Genomic DNA, 17,197 nt, shown 5'->3' with positions numbered 1-17,197 from the left:
GCCAGTTACGCGGGAATAGCTCAGTTGGTAGAGCGCAACCTTGCCAAGGTTGAGGTCGCGAGTTCGAGCCTCGTTTCCCGCTCCAACAAGAAAAGAGTCGTCCACCGGACGACTCTTTTTTTTCGTCCTGACATTCCCTGAGGCCCGAGCTGCCGCCTGCTTGTGCCAGGGCCGGGCGGTGCTGCCTATCATTGCGCCATGTCTTCCCAGTTCCCCGGATATTCCCCGGCCGCCGGTCCCCGCGGTGGCGATGACGAGATCGCGCGCCTGCGCGTGCCGCCGCACTCGATCGAGGCCGAGCAGAGCGTGCTCGGCGGGCTGCTGCTCGACAACAGCGCGTCCGACCGTGCCGGCGACGTGCTGACCGAGGCGGACTTCTATCGCTACGAGCACCGGCTGATCTACACCGCGATCATGACGCTGATCAGCGCGAGCCGGCCGGCCGACGTGATCACCGTCTTCGAGCAGCTGCAGAGCCTGGGCAAGGCCGACGAGGTCGGCGGGCTGGCCTACCTGAACGCGCTGGCCAACAGCGTGCCGGGCGCCTCCAATCTGCGTCGCTATGCCGAGATCGTGCGCGAGCGCGCCATCCTGCGCCGCCTGGTCGAGACCAGCGACGAGATCGCCACGCGCGCGCTCAATCCGCAGGGTGCGGCCGTCTCGGCCATTCTCGACGAGGCCGAGGCCAAGATCTTCAAGATCGGCGAGGAGGGCTCGCGCAACAAGCAGGGCTTCCAGTCGCTCGACAACCTGGTCGTGCAGCTGATCGACCGGGTGCAGGAGCTGGCCGACAGCGGCGCCGGCGACGTGACCGGCGTGGCCAGCGGCTTCATCGATCTCGACCGGATGACGGCCGGCCTGCAGGGCGGCGACCTGATCATCCTGGCGGCGCGGCCGTCGATGGGCAAGACCGCCTTTGCGCTCAACATCGCCGAACACGTGGCGGTGAAGGAGCGCAAGCCGGTCGTCGTGTTCTCGATGGAAATGGGCGCGTCGCAGCTGGCGCTGCGGATGGTGGGCTCGCTCGGGCGCATCGACCAGCAGCATCTGCGCACCGGCGCGCTGACCGACGACGAGTGGGGGCGGCTGTCGGAGGTGCTCGACCTGCTGCACGGCGTGAGCCTGTTCATCGATGAGACGCCGGCGCTCACGCCGGGCGAGGTGCGCGCGCGCGCGCGGCGCCAGGCTCGTCAGTTCGGGCAGCTCGGACTGATCGTCATCGACTATCTGCAGCTGATGAGCGGCTCGGCCTCGAGCAGCGGCGAGAACCGTGCGACCGAGATCTCCGAGATCTCGCGCGGTCTGAAGGCGCTGGCCAAGGAGCTGCACTGCCCGGTGATCGCGCTGTCGCAGCTCAACCGTTCGGTCGAGACCCGCACCGACAAGCGGCCGATGATGTCCGACCTGCGCGAGTCGGGCGCCATCGAGCAGGATGCCGACGTCATCATGTTCATCTACCGCGACGAGTACTACAACAAGGAGTCGAAGGAGCCGGGCGTGGCCGAGATCATCATCGGCAAGCAGCGCAACGGCCCGGTCGGCACGGTCAAGCTGGCGTTCATGAAGCCGCTGACCAAGTTCGAGAACCTGGCGCCGGGCAGCTACGGCGACGAGTACTGAACTGATCCAGTCCGGGACAGTCCCGGCAGGGTGCTCGCCGTCGCGTGCGTCTTCTGGTTTCCGAGCAGTGCGGGGGCTGGCCGGGTAAACCCCGACCCGGCTATAATCCTCAGGTTTGTCCGCCAACAACGCAGCCCAGCGCCATCGCGGCGTCAACCCCCCGGATCCGGCATGTGCCGGTCTCGTGGACGATCTGGTTGACCGCCGAGCTCCGATGCCGCGCTGGGCTTGCCCACATCGGAGTTCCCGTGCTGCCCGTCCTGCCTCCCGCCATTCTCGCCCTCGCAGACGGCACGGTCTTTCATGGCACCTCGATCGGCGCTGCCGGTCACACGGTCGGTGAAGTGGTGTTCAACACCTCGATCACCGGCTATCAGGAAATCCTCACTGACCCCAGCTACTGCCGGCAGATCGTGACCCTCACGTATCCGCACATCGGCAACTATGGTGTCAACGAGCAGGATGTCGAGGCCTCGAAAGTCCATGCCGCCGGTCTGATCATCAAGGATCTGCCTGTCCGCGCTTCCAATTTCCGCCAGACCCTGACGCTGACCGAGTACCTGGTCCGCGAGGGCACGGTGGCCATCGCCGACATCGACACCCGTCGCCTGACGCGCGTGCTGCGCACGAAGGGCGCGCAGAACGGCTGCATCATGTCGTTCACGGCTGACACCGTCGTGACGCAGGCCATGATCGACGAGGCGGTCGCGCTGGCGCGCTCGGCGCCGAGCATGGCGGGCCAGGATCTGGCCCAGGTCGTGACCCGCGCCGCCACCGAGGTGTGGACCGAGACCGAGTGGCGCCTGAGCACCGAGGCCGGCGGCCCCGGCTTCGGCGCGCAGACCGAGCCGCGCTTCCATGTCGTGGCCTACGACTTCGGCGTCAAGCGCAACATCCTGCGCATGCTGGCCGAGCGGGGCTGCAAGGTCACCGTCGTGCCGGCCAAGACCCCGGCGGCCGAGGCGCTGGCCCTGAACCCGGACGGCATCTTCCTGTCGAACGGCCCCGGCGACCCGGAGCCCTGCGACTACGCGATCACGGCCGCCAAGGAGCTGATCGAGACCGGCATTCCGACCTTCGGCATCTGCCTGGGTCACCAGATCATGGCGCTGGCCTCGGGGGCGAAGACCTTCAAGATGAAGTTCGGCCACCACGGCGGCAACCATCCGGTCAAGGACCTGGACAACGGCCGCGTGTCGATCACCAGCCAGAACCACGGCTTCGCGGTCGATGCCGAGACGCTGCCGGCCAACCTGCGCCCGACGCATGTGAGCCTGTTCGACGGCACGCTGCAGGGCCTGGCCCGCACCGACCGGCCGGCCTTCTGCTTCCAGGGCCATCCGGAAGCCTCGCCCGGCCCGCACGACATCGCCTACCTGTTCGACCGCTTCACTGCGCTGATGAACGACAAGCAAGCGGAGAAGAAGAATGCCTAAGCGCAGCGACCTGAAATCCATTCTCATCATCGGCGCCGGCCCGATCATCATCGGCCAGGCTTGCGAGTTCGACTATTCCGGCGCCCAGGCCTGCAAGGCCCTGCGCGAGGAAGGCTACAAGGTCATCCTGGTCAACTCGAACCCCGCGACGATCATGACCGACCCGGCCACGGCCGACGTCACCTACATCGAGCCCATCACCTGGCAGGTGGTCGAGAAGATCATCGCCAAGGAGCGCCCGGATGCGGTGCTGCCGACCATGGGCGGCCAGACCGCGCTGAACTGCGCGCTCGACCTGCACAAGCACGGCGTGTTGGCGAAGTACGGCGTCGAGATGATCGGCGCCAACGAGCACGCCATCGAGAAGGCCGAGGACCGCCTGAAGTTCAAGGACGCGATGACCAAGATCGGTCTGGGCTCGGCGAAGTCGGGCATCGCGCACTCGATGGAAGAAGCCTGGGCGGTGCAGAAGGCCATCCAGGCCGAGATCGGCGGCAGCGGCTTCCCGATGGTGATCCGCCCCAGCTTCACGCTCGGCGGCACGGGCGGTGGCATCGCCTACAACCCGGAAGAGTTCGAGGAGATCTGCAAGCGCGGCATCGACCTCTCCCCGACCAACGAGCTGCTCATCGAAGAGTCGCTGATCGGTTGGAAGGAGTACGAGATGGAGGTGGTCCGCGACCGCGCGGACAACTGCATCATCGTCTGCTCGATCGAGAACCTGGACCCGATGGGCATCCACACCGGTGACTCGATCACCGTGGCCCCGGCCCAGACCCTGACCGACCGCGAGTACCAACTGCTGCGCAACGCCTCGATCGCGATCCTGCGCGAGATCGGCGTGGACACCGGCGGCTCGAACGTGCAGTTCTCGATCAACCCGCGCGACGGGCGCATGGTGGTCATCGAGATGAACCCGCGCGTGTCGCGCTCCTCCGCGCTGGCCTCCAAGGCCACGGGCTTCCCGATCGCCAAGATCGCCGCGAAGCTGGCGGTGGGCTACACGCTCGACGAGCTGAAGAACGACATCACCGGTGGCGCGACCCCGGCGTCCTTCGAGCCGTCGATCGACTACGTCGTCACCAAGATCCCGCGCTTCGCCTTCGAGAAGTTCCCGGCGGCCGATGCGCACCTGACGACGCAGATGAAGTCGGTGGGCGAGGTGATGGCCATGGGCCGCACCTTCCAGGAGTCGTTCCAGAAGGCGCTGCGCGGTCTGGAGACCGGCATCGACGGCCTGACCGAGCGCTCCACCGACCGCGACGAGATCATCGAGGAGATCGGCGAGCCCGGCCCCGAGCGCATCCTGTTCGTCGGCGACGCCTTCCGTCTGGGCATGACGCTCGACGAGATCTTCGAGGAAACCGCGATCGACCCGTGGTTCCTGGCGCAGATCGAGCAGATCATCCAGACCGAGACCCAGCTGAAGGGCCGCACCCTCGAGAGCCTGTCGGCCGCCGAGCTGCGCTTCCTGAAGAAGAAGGGCTTCTCGGACAAGCGTCTGGGCAAGCTGCTGGGCTCGAACCAGCATGACGTGCGCCGCGCGCGCCAGGCCCTGGGCGTGCGCCCGGTCTACAAGCGCGTCGACACCTGCGCGGCCGAGTTCGCCACGCAGACCGCCTACCTGTACTCCTGCTACGAGGGTCTGGACGGCGAGTGCGAGGCCGAGCCGACCGACAAGAAGAAGATCATGGTGCTGGGCGGTGGTCCGAACCGCATCGGCCAGGGCATCGAGTTCGACTACTGCTGCGTCCACGCCGCTCTCGCCATGCGCGAGGACGGCTACGAGACCATCATGGTCAACTGCAATCCCGAGACGGTCTCGACCGACTACGACACCTCCGACCGCCTGTACTTCGAGCCGGTGACGCTGGAAGACGTGCTGGAGATCGTCGACAAGGAGCGTCCCGTCGGCGTGATCGTGCAGTACGGCGGCCAGACCCCGCTGAAGCTGGCGCTCGACCTCGAGGCCAACGGCGTGCCCATCATCGGCACGACGCCCGACTCGATCGACATCGCCGAGGACCGCGAGCGCTTCCAGAAGCTGCTCAACGAGCTCGGCCTGAAGCAGCCGCCCAACCGCACCGCCCGCGCCGAGAGCGAGGCGATCGCGCTGGCCAACGAGATCGGCTACCCGCTGGTCGTGCGCCCGAGCTATGTGCTGGGCGGCCGCGCGATGGAGATCGTGCACGGCGACAAGGACCTGGAGCGCTACATGCGCGAAGCGGTGCGTGTCTCCGACAAGTCGCCGGTGCTGCTCGACCGCTTCCTCGATGACGCGGTCGAGGTCGACGTCGACTGCATCGCCGACGCCGGCGGCGACGTGATGATCGGCGGCATCATGGAGCACATCGAGCAGGCCGGCGTGCACTCCGGCGACTCGGCGTGCTCGCTCCCGCCCTACACGCTCAGCGCCGTGCTGCAGGACGAGCTGCGTCGCCAGACCGCCCTGATGGCCAAGGCCCTGAAGGTGATCGGCCTGATGAACGTGCAGTTCGCGATCCAGGGCGACGTGACCGGCGGGCTCGATGCCTGCACCGTCTACGTGCTGGAAGTGAACCCGCGTGCCTCGCGCACCGTGCCCTACGTCTCGAAGGCCACCGGCCAGTCGCTGGCGAAGATCGCCGCGCGCTGCATGGCCGGCCAGAAGCTGGCCGACCAGAAGGGCCTGAACGGCGAGGCGCCGCGCGAGATCGTGCCGCCGTACTTCAGCGTCAAGGAAGCGGTCTTCCCGTTCAACAAGTTCCCTGGCGTCGACCCGATCCTGAGCCCCGAGATGCGCTCGACCGGCGAAGTCATGGGCACCGGCAAGACCTTCGCCGAGGCGATGCTCAAGAGCCAGCTCGGCGCGGGCTCGCGCCTGCCGCGCAGCGGCAACGTGGTGATCTCGGTCAAGGCCAGCGATCACGCCCGCGCCGTCGGCGTGGCGCGCGACCTGCACCAGCTCGGCTTCGGCATCGTCGCGACCAAGGGCACCGCTGCGGCCATCGCCGCCGGCGGCGTCCCGGTCAAGGTGGTCAACAAGCTGAAGGACGGTCGTCCGCACATCGTCGACATGATCAAGGGCGGCGAGATCCAGCTGGTCTTCACCACCGTCGACGAGACCCGCACCGCCATCGCCGACTCGCGCCACATCCGCACCGCGGCCCTGGCCAACCGGGTGACCTACTACACCACGATGGCCGGCTGCGAGGCCGCCACCGAGGCGCTGAAGCACCAGGACGGCCTGAGCGTCGTGTCGCTGCAGGAACTGCACGCCGAGCTCGGCTGAAACTGAACTAAACTGCGCGGGCTGCCGCCCGTGCAGCCCCGTGCCGCCGCCGCGCCTTCCGCGAGGAAGCAGGCGGCGGTTCGCTTTTGTTGATACCCGACCGATCGAAGAACACCCATGGCCACGATTCCGCTGACCAAGCGCGGCGCCGAGCTGCTGAAGGAAGAGCTGCACCGCCTCAAGACCGTCGAACGTCCGGCGGTCATCCAGGCGATCGCCGAGGCCCGCGCCCAGGGCGACCTGTCCGAGAACGCCGAGTACGACGCCGCCAAGGACAAGCAGGGCTTCATCGAGGGTCGCATCCTCGAGGTCGAGGCCAAGCTTTCGGTGGGCCAGGTCATCGATCCGGCGGCGCTCAACGCCGGCGGCAAGGTGGTCTTCGGTGCCACCGTCGACCTCGAGGAAGAGGAGACCGGCGAGGCGGTGACCTACCAGATCGTCGGCGAGGACGAGGCCGACATCAAGTTCGGCCGCATCTCGGTGGGCTCGCCGATCGCGCGTGCGCTGATCGGCAAGGAAGCCGGCGACGTCGCCACCGTCAACGCGCCCGGCGGCCTGAAGAACTACGAGATCATCGAAGTCCGCTACTGCTGAGCGGCAGGGCCGGGCAAGGAGAGCCGATGTTGCTGTATCGCATCCGTACGCTGCTGGCCGCGCTGTGGCTCGGCCTGGTCGCCACGCTCGGCGCGGCGGTCGCGCCGACGCTGTTCGCTCTGCTCGAGCGCACCGAGGCGGGCCGCATCGCCGGTCAGCTCTTCCGCATCGAGGCCCATGCGGGCCTGGGGCTGGCGGTGGCGCTGTTCCTGGTCGAGCGCCGCCTGGCCTCGCTGCGCATGGCCGCGGGCCGAGGCTCGGTGATGTCGATGAACCTGCTGCTGGTGCTGGGCGCGCTGTTCTGCACCGTGCTGGGCTTCTTCGCACTGCAGCCGATGATGGAGGCCGCGCGGCTCGGCCAGGGCAGCTTCAGCTTCGGCGCGCTGCATGGCGCCTCGAGCACGCTGTTCATGGTCAAGGGCGTGCTGCTGCTGGTGCTGGTCTGGCGGGCCGGCGGCGAGACGCAGGCCTGATCCGGCCCGCGGTAGAAAAGAGACGGGCCGCCCCGGCCGGATGCCGGGACGGCCCGCGATCGCGTGCCGGCAGGTCAGTCCTGCTGGCGCTTCTTGGTGCTGATCGGGCGCTTCTTGGCGCGCTTGACCAGGCCGCCGGTCGTCAGGCGCTGGTTGCCCAGGACCGTCACCTTCTTGACCTGGGCACGGTGCGAGCCGCTCTTCGAGAAGGTCAGCAGCTTGACGACGCGCGGGGCGGCCGCACGTCGTTCCTCGCCGGTGCCGCGGTCGGCCGCGCGCTCCTTCTCGGGCAGCGGGCGCCACAGCACCAGCAGCTTGCCGATGTGCTGGATCGGCGCGGCGTCGAGCTGGTCGGCCAGCTGCACCAGCAGGGCCTCCCGGGTGGCACGTTCGTCGCTGAAGACACGCACCTTGATCAGTCCGTGCGCCTTCAGCGCGGCATCGGTCTCCTTGAGGACGGCAGGGGTCAGGCCCTCGGATCCGATCATGACGACGGGATCGAGGTGATGGGCCGCAGCGCGATGTTCCTTGCGCTGGGCCGGGGTCAGTTGGATGGCAGCCATCCCGCTATTATCGTTCCTAGCATGAAGATCGACAGCAAGAGCAAGAAGATCAACAAGGCGTGGCTGAACGCGCACGTCAACGACCCCTATGTGCGTCAGGCGCAGAAGGAGGGCTACCGCTCCCGTGCGGCCTACAAGCTCAAGGAGATCGACGAGACCTTCCACCTGATCCGTCCGGGCCAGGTCGTCGTCGACCTGGGCGCCGCGCCCGGGGCCTGGAGCCAGTATCTGCGCCGGCGCTTCGCGCCGAAGGAGGCAGGGGTGGGCGGTGCGGCCGTCGGTGCGCTCGACGGCACCATCATCGCGCTGGACCTGCTCGACTTCGAGCCGATCGAGGGCGTGCACTTCATCCAGGGCGACTTCCGCGAGGACGCGGTGCTGCAGCAGCTGGTGGACGTGCTGGCGGGCCGGCCCGTCGACGTGGTCGTCTCCGACATGGCGCCGAACCTCTCGGGGGTCGGGGTCACCGACTCGGCGCGGGTCGAGCTCCTGATCGAGCTGGCGATCGACTTCGCGCAGTCGCACCTCAAGCCCGAGGGCGCGCTGGTGTGCAAGGTCTTCCACGGCAGCGGCTACAGCCAGCTGGTCGACCTGTTCCGCGAACATTTCCGCGTCGTCAAGCCCTGCAAGCCCAAGGCCTCGCGCGACAAGTCGGCCGAGACCTTCCTGGTCGGCATCGGTCTGAAGCGCCGCGCGGCGTGAATTCGCACCCCGGCGTCATCGCCGCGTCATCACGTGTCGATCTCGTCCATGACTTTTACCCCGGGGCACAAGGTCTTCGGGTCAATTCGTCAGGGTGGGGGGGATTGACTGGACTAGAATCGTCCATATCTACCGCGTTGGTGCGCTCGTCCGGCTGTCCTGGACGGATGCAAGGCCCGCGAAACGGGCAGGAGATTGGATCAATGAAGGAGCCGCGGTGAACAATCAATGGTTCTCCAAAGTCGCTGTGTGGCTGGTGATCGCCCTCGTGCTGTTCACTGTCTTCAAGCAATTCGACCGCACGGCCACCGCCGGCAATCAGATCGGTTACTCGGAGTTTCTCGAGGAGGTCCGCGCGAAACGCATCCGCGAGGTGGTCCTGCAGGAAAACCCGGGGGGCGCGGAAATCGAGGCGCTGACGACCGACGACAAGCGCATCCGCACCACCGCGACCTATCTGGACCGCGGCCTGGTCGGCGACCTGATCAACAACGGCATCAAGTTCCGCGTCAAGCCGCGTGACGAGCCCTCGCTGCTGACCAGCCTGCTGATCTCCTGGGGACCGATGCTGCTGCTGATCGGCGTGTGGGTCTACTTCATGCGCCAGATGCAGGGCGGCGGCAAGGGCGGGGCGTTCAGCTTCGGAAAGAGCCGTGCGCGCATGCTCGACGACACCAACAACTCGGTCACCTTCGCCGATGTCGCCGGCTGCGACGAGGCCAAGGAAGAGGTCAAGGAGCTGGTGGACTTCCTCAAGGATCCGCAGAAGTTCCAGAAGCTCGGCGGCCGCATCCCGCGCGGCGTGCTGATGGTCGGCCCTCCGGGCACCGGCAAGACGCTGCTGGCCAAGTCGATCGCCGGCGAAGCCAAGGTGCCGTTCTTCTCGATCTCGGGCTCCGACTTCGTCGAGATGTTCGTCGGCGTCGGCGCGGCCCGCGTGCGCGACATGTTCGAGCAGGCCAAGAAGAACTCGCCGTGCATCATCTTCATCGATGAAATCGATGCGGTGGGCCGCCATCGTGGCGCCGGCCTGGGCGGCGGCAACGACGAGCGCGAGCAGACGCTGAACCAGATGCTGGTCGAGATGGACGGCTTCGAGACCAATCTCGGCGTCATCGTGATCGCGGCGACCAACCGTCCGGACATCCTGGATCCGGCACTGCTGCGCCCGGGCCGTTTCGACCGTCAGGTCTACGTGACGCTGCCCGACGTGCGCGGCCGCGAGCAGATCCTGAACGTGCACATGCGCAAGATCCCGATCGGCCAGGACATCCGCGCCGACATCCTGGCGCGTGGCACGCCGGGCTTCTCGGGCGCCGATCTGGCCAACCTGGTCAACGAGGCCGCGCTCTTCGCCGCCCGCCGCAATGCGCGCGTCGTCGAGATGGTCGACTTCGAGAAGGCCAAGGACAAGATCATGATGGGCCCCGAGCGCAAGTCCATGGTCATGCCCGAGGAAGAGCGCAAGAACACCGCCTACCACGAGGCCGGCCATGCGCTGGTGGCGCGTCTGCTGCCCAAGACCGATCCGGTGCACAAGGTGACGATCATCCCGCGCGGCCGTGCGCTGGGCGTGACGATGCAGCTGCCCGAAGGCGACCGCTACAGCATGGACAAGGGCCGCATGCTCTCGACCATCTCGGTGCTCTTCGGTGGCCGCATCGCCGAAGAGGTCTTCATGGACCAGATGACCACCGGCGCCAGCAACGACTTCGAGCGCGCGACCCAGATCGCCCGCGACATGGTGACCCGCTACGGCATGACCGACGCGCTGGGTCCGATGGTCTACGCCGACAACGAGGGCGAGGTCTTCCTCGGCCGCTCGGTCACGAAGACCACCAACATGTCCGAGCAGACGATGCAGAAGGTCGACAGCGAGATCCGCCGCATCATCGACGATCAGTACGCGCTGGCGCGTCGTCTGATCGAAGAGCATCAGGACAAGATGCACATGATGGCCAAGGCGCTGCTCGACTGGGAGACCATCGACTCCGACCAGATCGACGACATCATGAACGGCCGTCCGCCGCGTCCGCCCAAGGACTGGACGCCGAGCGTGAATCGTCCGGGCGGCCCGTCGAGCCCGTCGGTGAGTTCCGGCAACGCCGCAGCCACCGCCTGATCAGGTTCAGGCGCGATCTTCAACGGGGCCGTCAGGCCCCGTTGCCTTTTTCGGGCGTTCCCGGAGCGTTCCTCGGGGGCTTTCCTTCAGGCCGGGATCGATGCGGCCTCGGCCTGCCAGGCGAAGTCCAGCCAGCGCCCGGCAAAGCTCTCGAGCCGGGCCTGTTCGCCGGTGGTCCACAGCCGGGCGACACCGGGGGGGGCGGCCACCGGCGGTGCGGCCCGGGCCGGCAGCGACTCGCACAGGTGGCGGGTGCGCCGCGCGACCGCGTCCGACGTGTCGATCAGCCGGGTGTCCGCGCCGAGTTCGGCCTGGATGTGGTGCATCACGAAGGGATAGTGCGTGCATCCGAGCACCACGGTGTCGACCTGCTGCTCGCGCAGCGGCGCGCAGTGTTCGGCGACGCGCTCGCGCACCTCGGGCGAATCCACCTCGCCGCTCTCGATCGCCGCCGCCAGGCCGGGGCAGGGCTGCAGCCGCAGGTCGACATGGGCCGCATGGGCCTGGGCCAGCAGCCGGAAGCGTTCGCTGCGCAGCGTGCCGGTGGTGGCCATCACGCCGATGCGGCCGTTGCGCGTCAGTCCGGCGGCCGGCTTGATGCCCGGCTCGACACCGACGATCGGCCAGACCGGATGGTCCTGGCGCAGTGCGGAGACGGCCGCTGCGGTCGCGGTGTTGCAGGCGATGACCAGCAGATCGGCGCCGCGCTCGCGCAGGAAGGCGGCAATGGCCCGCGACCGGGCGATGACATGCGCGTCGCCGCGTTCGCCGTAGGGTGCATGACCGGAGTCGGCCACGTACATCAGTTCGGCCGCCGGCAGCAGCGAGCGGATCGCGCGCAGCACCGACAGTCCGCCCAGTCCGGAATCGAACACGCCGATGCGTGCGGTGGCCGCGGAGGGAGGGCAGGCAGTCGACGTGATCACGGCAGCAGGACAGGCGGGCAAGGTCGGCCGGCCAGTCTAGCAGCCGCCTTCTCAGGGAGATCCCGAAGTGCGCGACCCGGAAACGTCGCCGTTTTCATTCTAGAATCGAACGATCGTGCTTTTTTGAGGCGATGGTGCCACAATCCGTCGCAATTCCACCCGAGCCGGACCCTAAAATCCGGCTCCCCATCTACAGCATGCAGACTTTGGAGAACCTCGCATGAAGGCACTCGTACCCGTCAAGCGGGTGGTCGACTACAACGTGAAGGTGCGCGTGAAGAGCGACGGCACCGGCGTGGACATCGCCAACGTGAAGATGAGCATGAACCCCTTCGACGAGATTGCCGTCGAGGAAGCGGTGCGACTGAAGGAGAAGGGCATCGTCACGGAGATCGTGGCGGTGTCGTGCGGCGTGAGCCAGTGCCAGGAGACGCTGCGCACGGCGATGGCCATCGGTGCCGACCGCGGCATCCTGGTCGAGACCGATGCCGAACTGCAGCCGCTGGCGGTGGCGAAGATCCTGAAGGCGCTGGTCGACAAGGAACAGCCCGGCCTGGTGATCCTGGGCAAGCAGGCGATCGACGACGACTGCAACCAGACCGGCCAGATGCTGGCGGCGCTGGCGGACCTGCCGCAGGCGACCTTCGCGTCGAAGGTCGAGGTGGCGGACGGCCGTGCGGTGGTGACGCGCGAGGTCGACGGCGGCCTGGAGACGGTGTCGGTGGCGCTGCCGGCGGTGCTGACGACGGACCTGCGCCTGAACGAGCCGCGGTATGTCACGCTGCCGAACATCATGAAGGCGAAGAAGAAGCCGCTGGAGACGGTCAAGCCGGACGCGCTGGGCGTGGACGTGGCGCCGCGCATCAAGACGCTGCAGGTGGCCGAGCCGGCCAAGCGCAGCGCCGGCATCAAGGTGGCGGACGTGGCGACGCTGGTCGCGAAGCTGAAGAACGAAGCGAAGGTGATCTGAGATGGCTGCACTCGTCATTGCTGAACACGACAATGCGTCCATCAAGGGCGCGACGCTGAACACCGTGACCGCTGCAGCGCAGCTCGGTGAAGTGCATGTGCTGGTCGCGGGCGCGAACGCCGCGGCGGCCGCGGCGGCCGCGGCGCAGATCGCCGGCGTCACCAAGGTGCTGCATGCGGACGGTGGCAGCCTGGCCGACGGCCTGGCCGAGAACCTCGCGGCGCAGGTGCTGGCGGTGGCCGGCGGCTACAGCCATCTGCTGTTCCCGGCGACGGCCAGCGGCAAGAACGTCGCGCCGCGCGTGGCGGCCAAGCTGGACGTGGCCCAGGTCAGCGACATCACCCGGGTCGTCAGCGCCGACACCTTCGAGCGCCCGATCTACGCCGGCAACGCGGTCGCCACCGTGCAGAGCCTGGACGCCGTCAAGGTCATCACCGTGCGCTCGACCGGCTTCGACGCCGCGGCCGCCACCGGTGGCAGCGCCGCGGTGGAGAGCGTCGCTGCAGCCGCCGACTCCGGCAAGAGCACCTTCGTCGGCCGCGAGGTCACGAAGAGCGACCGTCCGGAGCTGACCGCCGCGAAGATCATCGTCTCGGGCGGCCGCGCGCTGGGCTCGAGCGAGAAGTTCGACGAAGTGCTGACGCCGCTGGCCGACAAGCTCGGCGCCGCGCTGGGCGCCAGCCGCGCCGCGGTCGATGCCGGCTACGCGCCGAACGACTGGCAGGTCGGCCAGACCGGCAAGATCGTCGCGCCGCAGCTGTATGTGGCCTGCGGCATCTCGGGCGCGATCCAGCACCTGGCCGGCATGAAGGATTCGAAGGTGATCGTCGCGATCAACAAGGATCCCGAGGCCCCGATCTTCCAGGTGGCCGACTACGGCCTGGAAGCCGACCTGTTCGCGGCCGTGCCTGAGCTGGTCAAGACCCTCTGATCCCTGCGATCGTCCGGCAGACGACATGCCGACCTCCCCGAAAAGGGCGCCCCACTGGCTGAGGCGCCTTTTTTTCGGCCCGACGCCCGATTTTTGCCCCTGAAACCACCCCAAAGGACCCCGAAATGACCTACCGAGCCCCCCTCAAGGATTTCCTGTTCGGCCTGAAGGAACTGGCCGGTCTGGACCAGCTCACGCAGATCGACGCCTTCGCCGAGGCCGGTCTGGACACCGCGCAGGCGGTGCTGGAGGAGTGCGCGAAGTTCAACGAAGGCGTTGTCGCGCCGCTGAACTGGGAGGGTGACAAGAACCCCTCGAGCTGGAAGGACGGCATCGTCACCACCACGCCGGGCTTCAAGGACGCCTTCAGGCAGTACGGCGAAGGCGGCTGGCAGGGCCTGCAGCACCCGGTCGAGTTCGGCGGCCAGGGGCTGCCCAAGGCGATCGGCGCGGCCTGCGGCGAGATCCTCAACAGCGCCAACCTGAGCTTCGCGCTGTGCCCGCTGCTGACCGACGGCGCGATCGAGGCGCTGCTGACCGCCGGCTCCGAGGAGCAGAAGGCGCTGTACCTGCCGCCGATGAACGAAGGCCGCTGGACCGGCACGATGAACCTGACCGAACCGCAGGCCGGCTCCGACCTGGCCGCGGTGCGCACCAAGGCCGAGCCGCAGCCCGACGGCTCCTACAAGATCTTCGGCACGAAGATCTTCATCACCTACGGCGAGCACGACATGGCCGAGAACATCGTCCACCTGGTGCTGGCGCGCGTCGCCGGCGCGCCGGAGGGCGTCAAGGGCATCAGCCTGTTCATCGTGCCGAAGTTCATGGTCGGTGCCGACGGCTCGCTGGGCGAGCGCAACGACGTGCACTGCGTCTCGATCGAGCACAAGATGGGCATCAAGGCCAGCCCGACCGCGGTGCTGCAGTTCGGTGACCACGGCGGTGCGATCGGCTACCTGGTCGGCCAGGAGAACCGCGGCCTCGAGTACATGTTCATCATGATGAACTCGGCGCGCTTCGCGGTCGGCGTGCAGGGCATCGCGGTGGCCGAGCGGGCCTACCAGAAGGCGGTGCAGTATGCACGCGACCGCGTGCAGTCGCGCCCGGTCGACGGCTCGGTGTCGGGTGCGGCCAGCATCATCCACCACCCGGACGTGCGCCGCATGCTGATGACGATGCGTGCCTACACCGAAGGCTGCCGCGCTCTGGCGCTGGTCTCCGGTGCCGCCTATGACGCCGCGCACCACCATCCGGATCCGGAAACCCGCAAGGCCAGCCAGACCTTCTACGAGTTCATGGTGCCGCTGATCAAGGGCTACTCGACCGAGATGAGCCTGGAGGTCACCAGCCTGGGCGTGCAGGTCCACGGCGGCATGGGCTTCATCGAGGAGACCGGTGCGGCGCAGTACTACCGCGACGCCAAGATCCTGACGATCTACGAAGGCACGACCGCGATCCAGTCGAACGACCTCGTCGGCCGCAAGACCGCCCGCGACGGCGGCCAGACCGCCCGGGCGCTGGCCGGCCAGATCGCGCAGACCGAGGAGCTGCTGGCCGCGCGCGACGATGCCGCCGCGCAGTCGTTCGCGAAGAACCTGAAGGCGGCCCGCCTGGCCTTCCTGGACGCGGTCGACTTCATCGCCGGCAGCGCCAAGGCCAGCCCGAACGCGGCCTACGCCGGCTCGGTGCCCTACCTGATGTTGGCCGGCAACCTGATGGCCGGCTGGCAGATGGGCCGCGCGCTGCTGGCGGCGCAGGACAGCCTGAACGAGGGCGAGGACGTCGACTTCATGAAGTCCAAGATCGTCACCGCGCGCTTCTACGCCGAGCACATCCTGGTCAAGGTGCCGGGCCTGCGCGACGCGATCGTCGGCGGCGCGGACTCGGTGTGCGACATGGCGCTGGACGCGTTCTGATCCGGTGACGGGCTTTCCGGTCCCGACTCCGGTCATCCCGCACAGGGCGAAGCGGCGAGACTGAACGGCCGATGGTCCCCTGGTGGTTCAGGGGGGTCGAAGCCGGATGCCTCGCCATGCCCCGTGTTGACGTTCATCGTGTCCGCGAGCTCGCCTCGCTCCTGGTCGTGGCCGTTCTGGCTTGCTGAGCCGGAGACTCGCGATGCCTGGAAGCGAGACGGGATTGCTGTCGGCGCTGGCTCGGCAGGCGGCTCTCGGATGCCGCGTACCGATGGCCTGGCTCACGGTGCAGCAGCGTGATGCCGAGCCTCTGTGCTTCTGGCATGGACTGCCGGACGGTGCTGACGGCGGGCCACTGACCTGGTTGCCCGGGCCGGCGATGCCCCGGCTGCATCTGGCCGATGCTCGCGAATCGGCTGGACTGGCTGATGATTCACGGGTGCGCGGCGTGACGGCGCTGCGCTGTGTGGCTGCAGTGCCGTTGTGTCTTCCCGGCGGAGAGCGTGTCGGCGTCGTGGGCGTGGCCGATTCGCAGGTGCGGCACCTTTCGATCGAAGATCTGGCTGCGCTCGAGGCGCTGGCCGATCTGGCCGGGCGAACGCTGATGTTGATGCGTGAGGCCGGTCGCCGTCCCGATCGGGCACCGGCGATTGAGCCTGATCCGGCTCGACTGCCGACCTTGCCGCCAGGGGAGACCTTCCTGCGCTGCACCGAGTGCCTGCGCGAAGCCCATCCTGATGGTGACCTGCCCATCGATCGGCAGGACCGCGACGAGGCCCGTGCCAGCCTGCGTCGCCAGACCGACATCCTGCGGCTGGTGACCGAGGCCATCCCGGCCACCGTGGTCGTGGTGGGAAGCGACAACTGCTATCACTTCGTCAACAGCGCCTTCGAGCACTACGCCGGGTTGCCGCGCGAGCAGATCATCGGGCGTACCGCGATGGAGGTGCTGGGCGAACTGGAGGTGGCGCGGCGCCGGCCGTGGATGCGCCGTGCGATCGCCGGCGAGACGGTGTCCTTCGTGCTGGACTATCCTGGGCCGGAAGGTCTGCAGTACTTGCAGATGACCTGCATCCCGCTCAAGCTCGATGGCGGGCAGGTCGACGGCTTCGTTGGCATCAGCCAGGACGTGACCGCGCAGCGCCGCGAGCAGGAGCGGCTGGCCGATCAGGCCCGGCATGATCCGCTGACCGGCCTGCTGAACCGGCTCGGCTTCGAGCAGCAGATCGAGCACCAGGTCGCGCAGGGTCTCGGTGCGCAGATCGGTGTGCTCTACATCGACCTGGATTTCTTCAAGCCGGTCAACGATACCCATGGCCATGCGGTCGGCGACCAGGTGCTGACCGGCTTCGGCCAGCGTCTGCGCGAGACTGTCCGCTCCAGTGATGCTGTGGCCCGGCTCGGTGGCGACGAGTTCGCGGTGCTGCTGCTCGGATTGAAGTCTGCGGAGAATGCGGAGCAGGTGGCGGCGAAGGTCGTCGCGCAGGCAGCTTTGCCATTTGTCACCGATGTGGGGGCGGTCCGCATCGGTGCCAGTGTGGGTTCGGCCTTTGGCGTGCATGCGGAGCTGGGCTGGCGGGAACTGGTCGGCCGGGCGGACGCGCAGCTCTATCTGGCCAAGGCGAGCGGACGAGGCACGGCGCGCTGACCGGAGTTCCGCGCGGCTGCCACCC

Annotated in this window: 13 protein-coding genes and 1 tRNA gene; 12 read left to right on the top strand and 2 right to left on the bottom strand. The window is 67.8% G+C overall.

Features of this window, described 5'->3' with window-relative positions; translation table 11 throughout:
• Window positions 1-9: 9 nt before the first annotated feature.
• The 6 genes from HNQ01_RS06730 (at window position 10) to HNQ01_RS06705 (ending at window position 7,394) form a co-directional block, all read left to right on the top strand.
• Window positions 10-85, top strand: a tRNA-Gly gene (locus tag HNQ01_RS06730).
• A gap of 113 nt (window positions 86-198) precedes the next feature.
• Complete coding sequence (gene dnaB / locus HNQ01_RS06725; RefSeq protein WP_173804585.1) at window positions 199-1,620, top strand: replicative DNA helicase; 1,422 nt, start codon at window positions 199-201, stop codon at window positions 1,618-1,620.
• Window positions 1,621-1,868: 248 nt separating this feature from the next.
• Window positions 1,869-3,056 carry a glutamine-hydrolyzing carbamoyl-phosphate synthase small subunit gene (gene carA / locus HNQ01_RS06720; protein WP_173804584.1) on the top strand — a complete coding sequence of 396 codons (1,188 nt, stop codon included), beginning with the start codon at window positions 1,869-1,871 and terminating at the stop codon, window positions 3,054-3,056.
• Entirely contained in the window at window positions 3,049-6,327 is a 3,279-nt protein-coding gene (carB, locus tag HNQ01_RS06715; protein ID WP_173804583.1) for a carbamoyl-phosphate synthase large subunit, read from the top strand. The genes carA and carB overlap by 8 nt, the downstream gene beginning before the upstream one ends.
• A gap of 117 nt (window positions 6,328-6,444) precedes the next feature.
• Window positions 6,445-6,921: a transcription elongation factor GreA gene (gene greA, locus HNQ01_RS06710; protein ID WP_173804582.1), complete on the top strand. Its 477-nt coding sequence runs from the start codon at window positions 6,445-6,447 to the stop codon at window positions 6,919-6,921.
• A 26-nt stretch (window positions 6,922-6,947) separates the two neighbouring features.
• Window positions 6,948-7,394: a DUF4149 domain-containing protein gene (locus tag HNQ01_RS06705; protein ID WP_173804581.1), complete on the top strand. Its 447-nt coding sequence runs from the start codon at window positions 6,948-6,950 to the stop codon at window positions 7,392-7,394.
• A gap of 74 nt (window positions 7,395-7,468) precedes the next feature.
• Here the strand turns inward: HNQ01_RS06705 and HNQ01_RS06700 are convergent, their stop codons facing one another.
• Window positions 7,469-7,957: a YhbY family RNA-binding protein gene (locus tag HNQ01_RS06700; RefSeq protein WP_173804580.1), complete on the bottom strand. Its 489-nt coding sequence runs from the start codon at window positions 7,955-7,957 to the stop codon at window positions 7,469-7,471.
• 21 nt (window positions 7,958-7,978) lie between these two features.
• On the opposite strand from HNQ01_RS06700, the gene HNQ01_RS06695 reads away from it, so the two are divergent.
• A complete protein-coding gene (locus HNQ01_RS06695; RefSeq protein ID WP_173804579.1) occupies window positions 7,979-8,659 on the top strand; it encodes an RlmE family RNA methyltransferase in 681 nt (226 codons plus the stop codon).
• 217 nt (window positions 8,660-8,876) lie between these two features.
• A complete protein-coding gene (gene ftsH, locus HNQ01_RS06690; RefSeq protein WP_173804578.1) occupies window positions 8,877-10,781 on the top strand; it encodes an ATP-dependent zinc metalloprotease FtsH in 1,905 nt (634 codons plus the stop codon).
• An 86-nt stretch (window positions 10,782-10,867) separates the two neighbouring features.
• On the opposite strand, the gene murI is transcribed toward ftsH, so the two are convergent.
• Entirely contained in the window at window positions 10,868-11,707 is an 840-nt protein-coding gene (gene murI / locus HNQ01_RS06685) for a glutamate racemase (RefSeq protein ID WP_353621646.1), read from the bottom strand.
• Window positions 11,708-11,927: 220 nt separating this feature from the next.
• On the opposite strand from murI, the gene HNQ01_RS06680 reads away from it, so the two are divergent.
• The 4 genes from HNQ01_RS06680 to HNQ01_RS06665 all read left to right on the top strand — a co-directional run bounded on the left by HNQ01_RS06680 (window position 11,928) and on the right by HNQ01_RS06665 (window position 17,172).
• Window positions 11,928-12,677 carry an electron transfer flavoprotein subunit beta/FixA family protein gene (locus tag HNQ01_RS06680; RefSeq protein WP_173804577.1) on the top strand — a complete coding sequence of 250 codons (750 nt, stop codon included), beginning with the start codon at window positions 11,928-11,930 and terminating at the stop codon, window positions 12,675-12,677.
• A 1-nt stretch (window position 12,678) separates the two neighbouring features.
• Window positions 12,679-13,608 (top strand): electron transfer flavoprotein subunit alpha/FixB family protein, encoded by a 930-nt coding sequence (locus tag HNQ01_RS06675; RefSeq protein ID WP_173804576.1) that lies wholly within the window; start codon window positions 12,679-12,681, stop codon window positions 13,606-13,608.
• A 125-nt stretch (window positions 13,609-13,733) separates the two neighbouring features.
• Window positions 13,734-15,524, top strand: a complete 1,791-nt coding sequence (locus HNQ01_RS06670; RefSeq protein WP_173804575.1) for an acyl-CoA dehydrogenase — start codon at window positions 13,734-13,736, stop codon at window positions 15,522-15,524.
• Window positions 15,525-15,726: 202 nt separating this feature from the next.
• Entirely contained in the window at window positions 15,727-17,172 is a 1,446-nt protein-coding gene (locus HNQ01_RS06665; RefSeq protein ID WP_173804574.1) for a GGDEF domain-containing protein, read from the top strand.
• Window positions 17,173-17,197 lie beyond the last annotated feature (25 nt).

It is taken from the genome of Sphaerotilus uruguayifluvii (assembly GCF_013294065.1).
GTDB classification, from domain to species: Bacteria; Pseudomonadota; Gammaproteobacteria; order Burkholderiales; family Burkholderiaceae_C; genus Sphaerotilus; species Sphaerotilus uruguayifluvii.
This window is presented reverse-complemented; position numbering and strand designations above follow the sequence as displayed.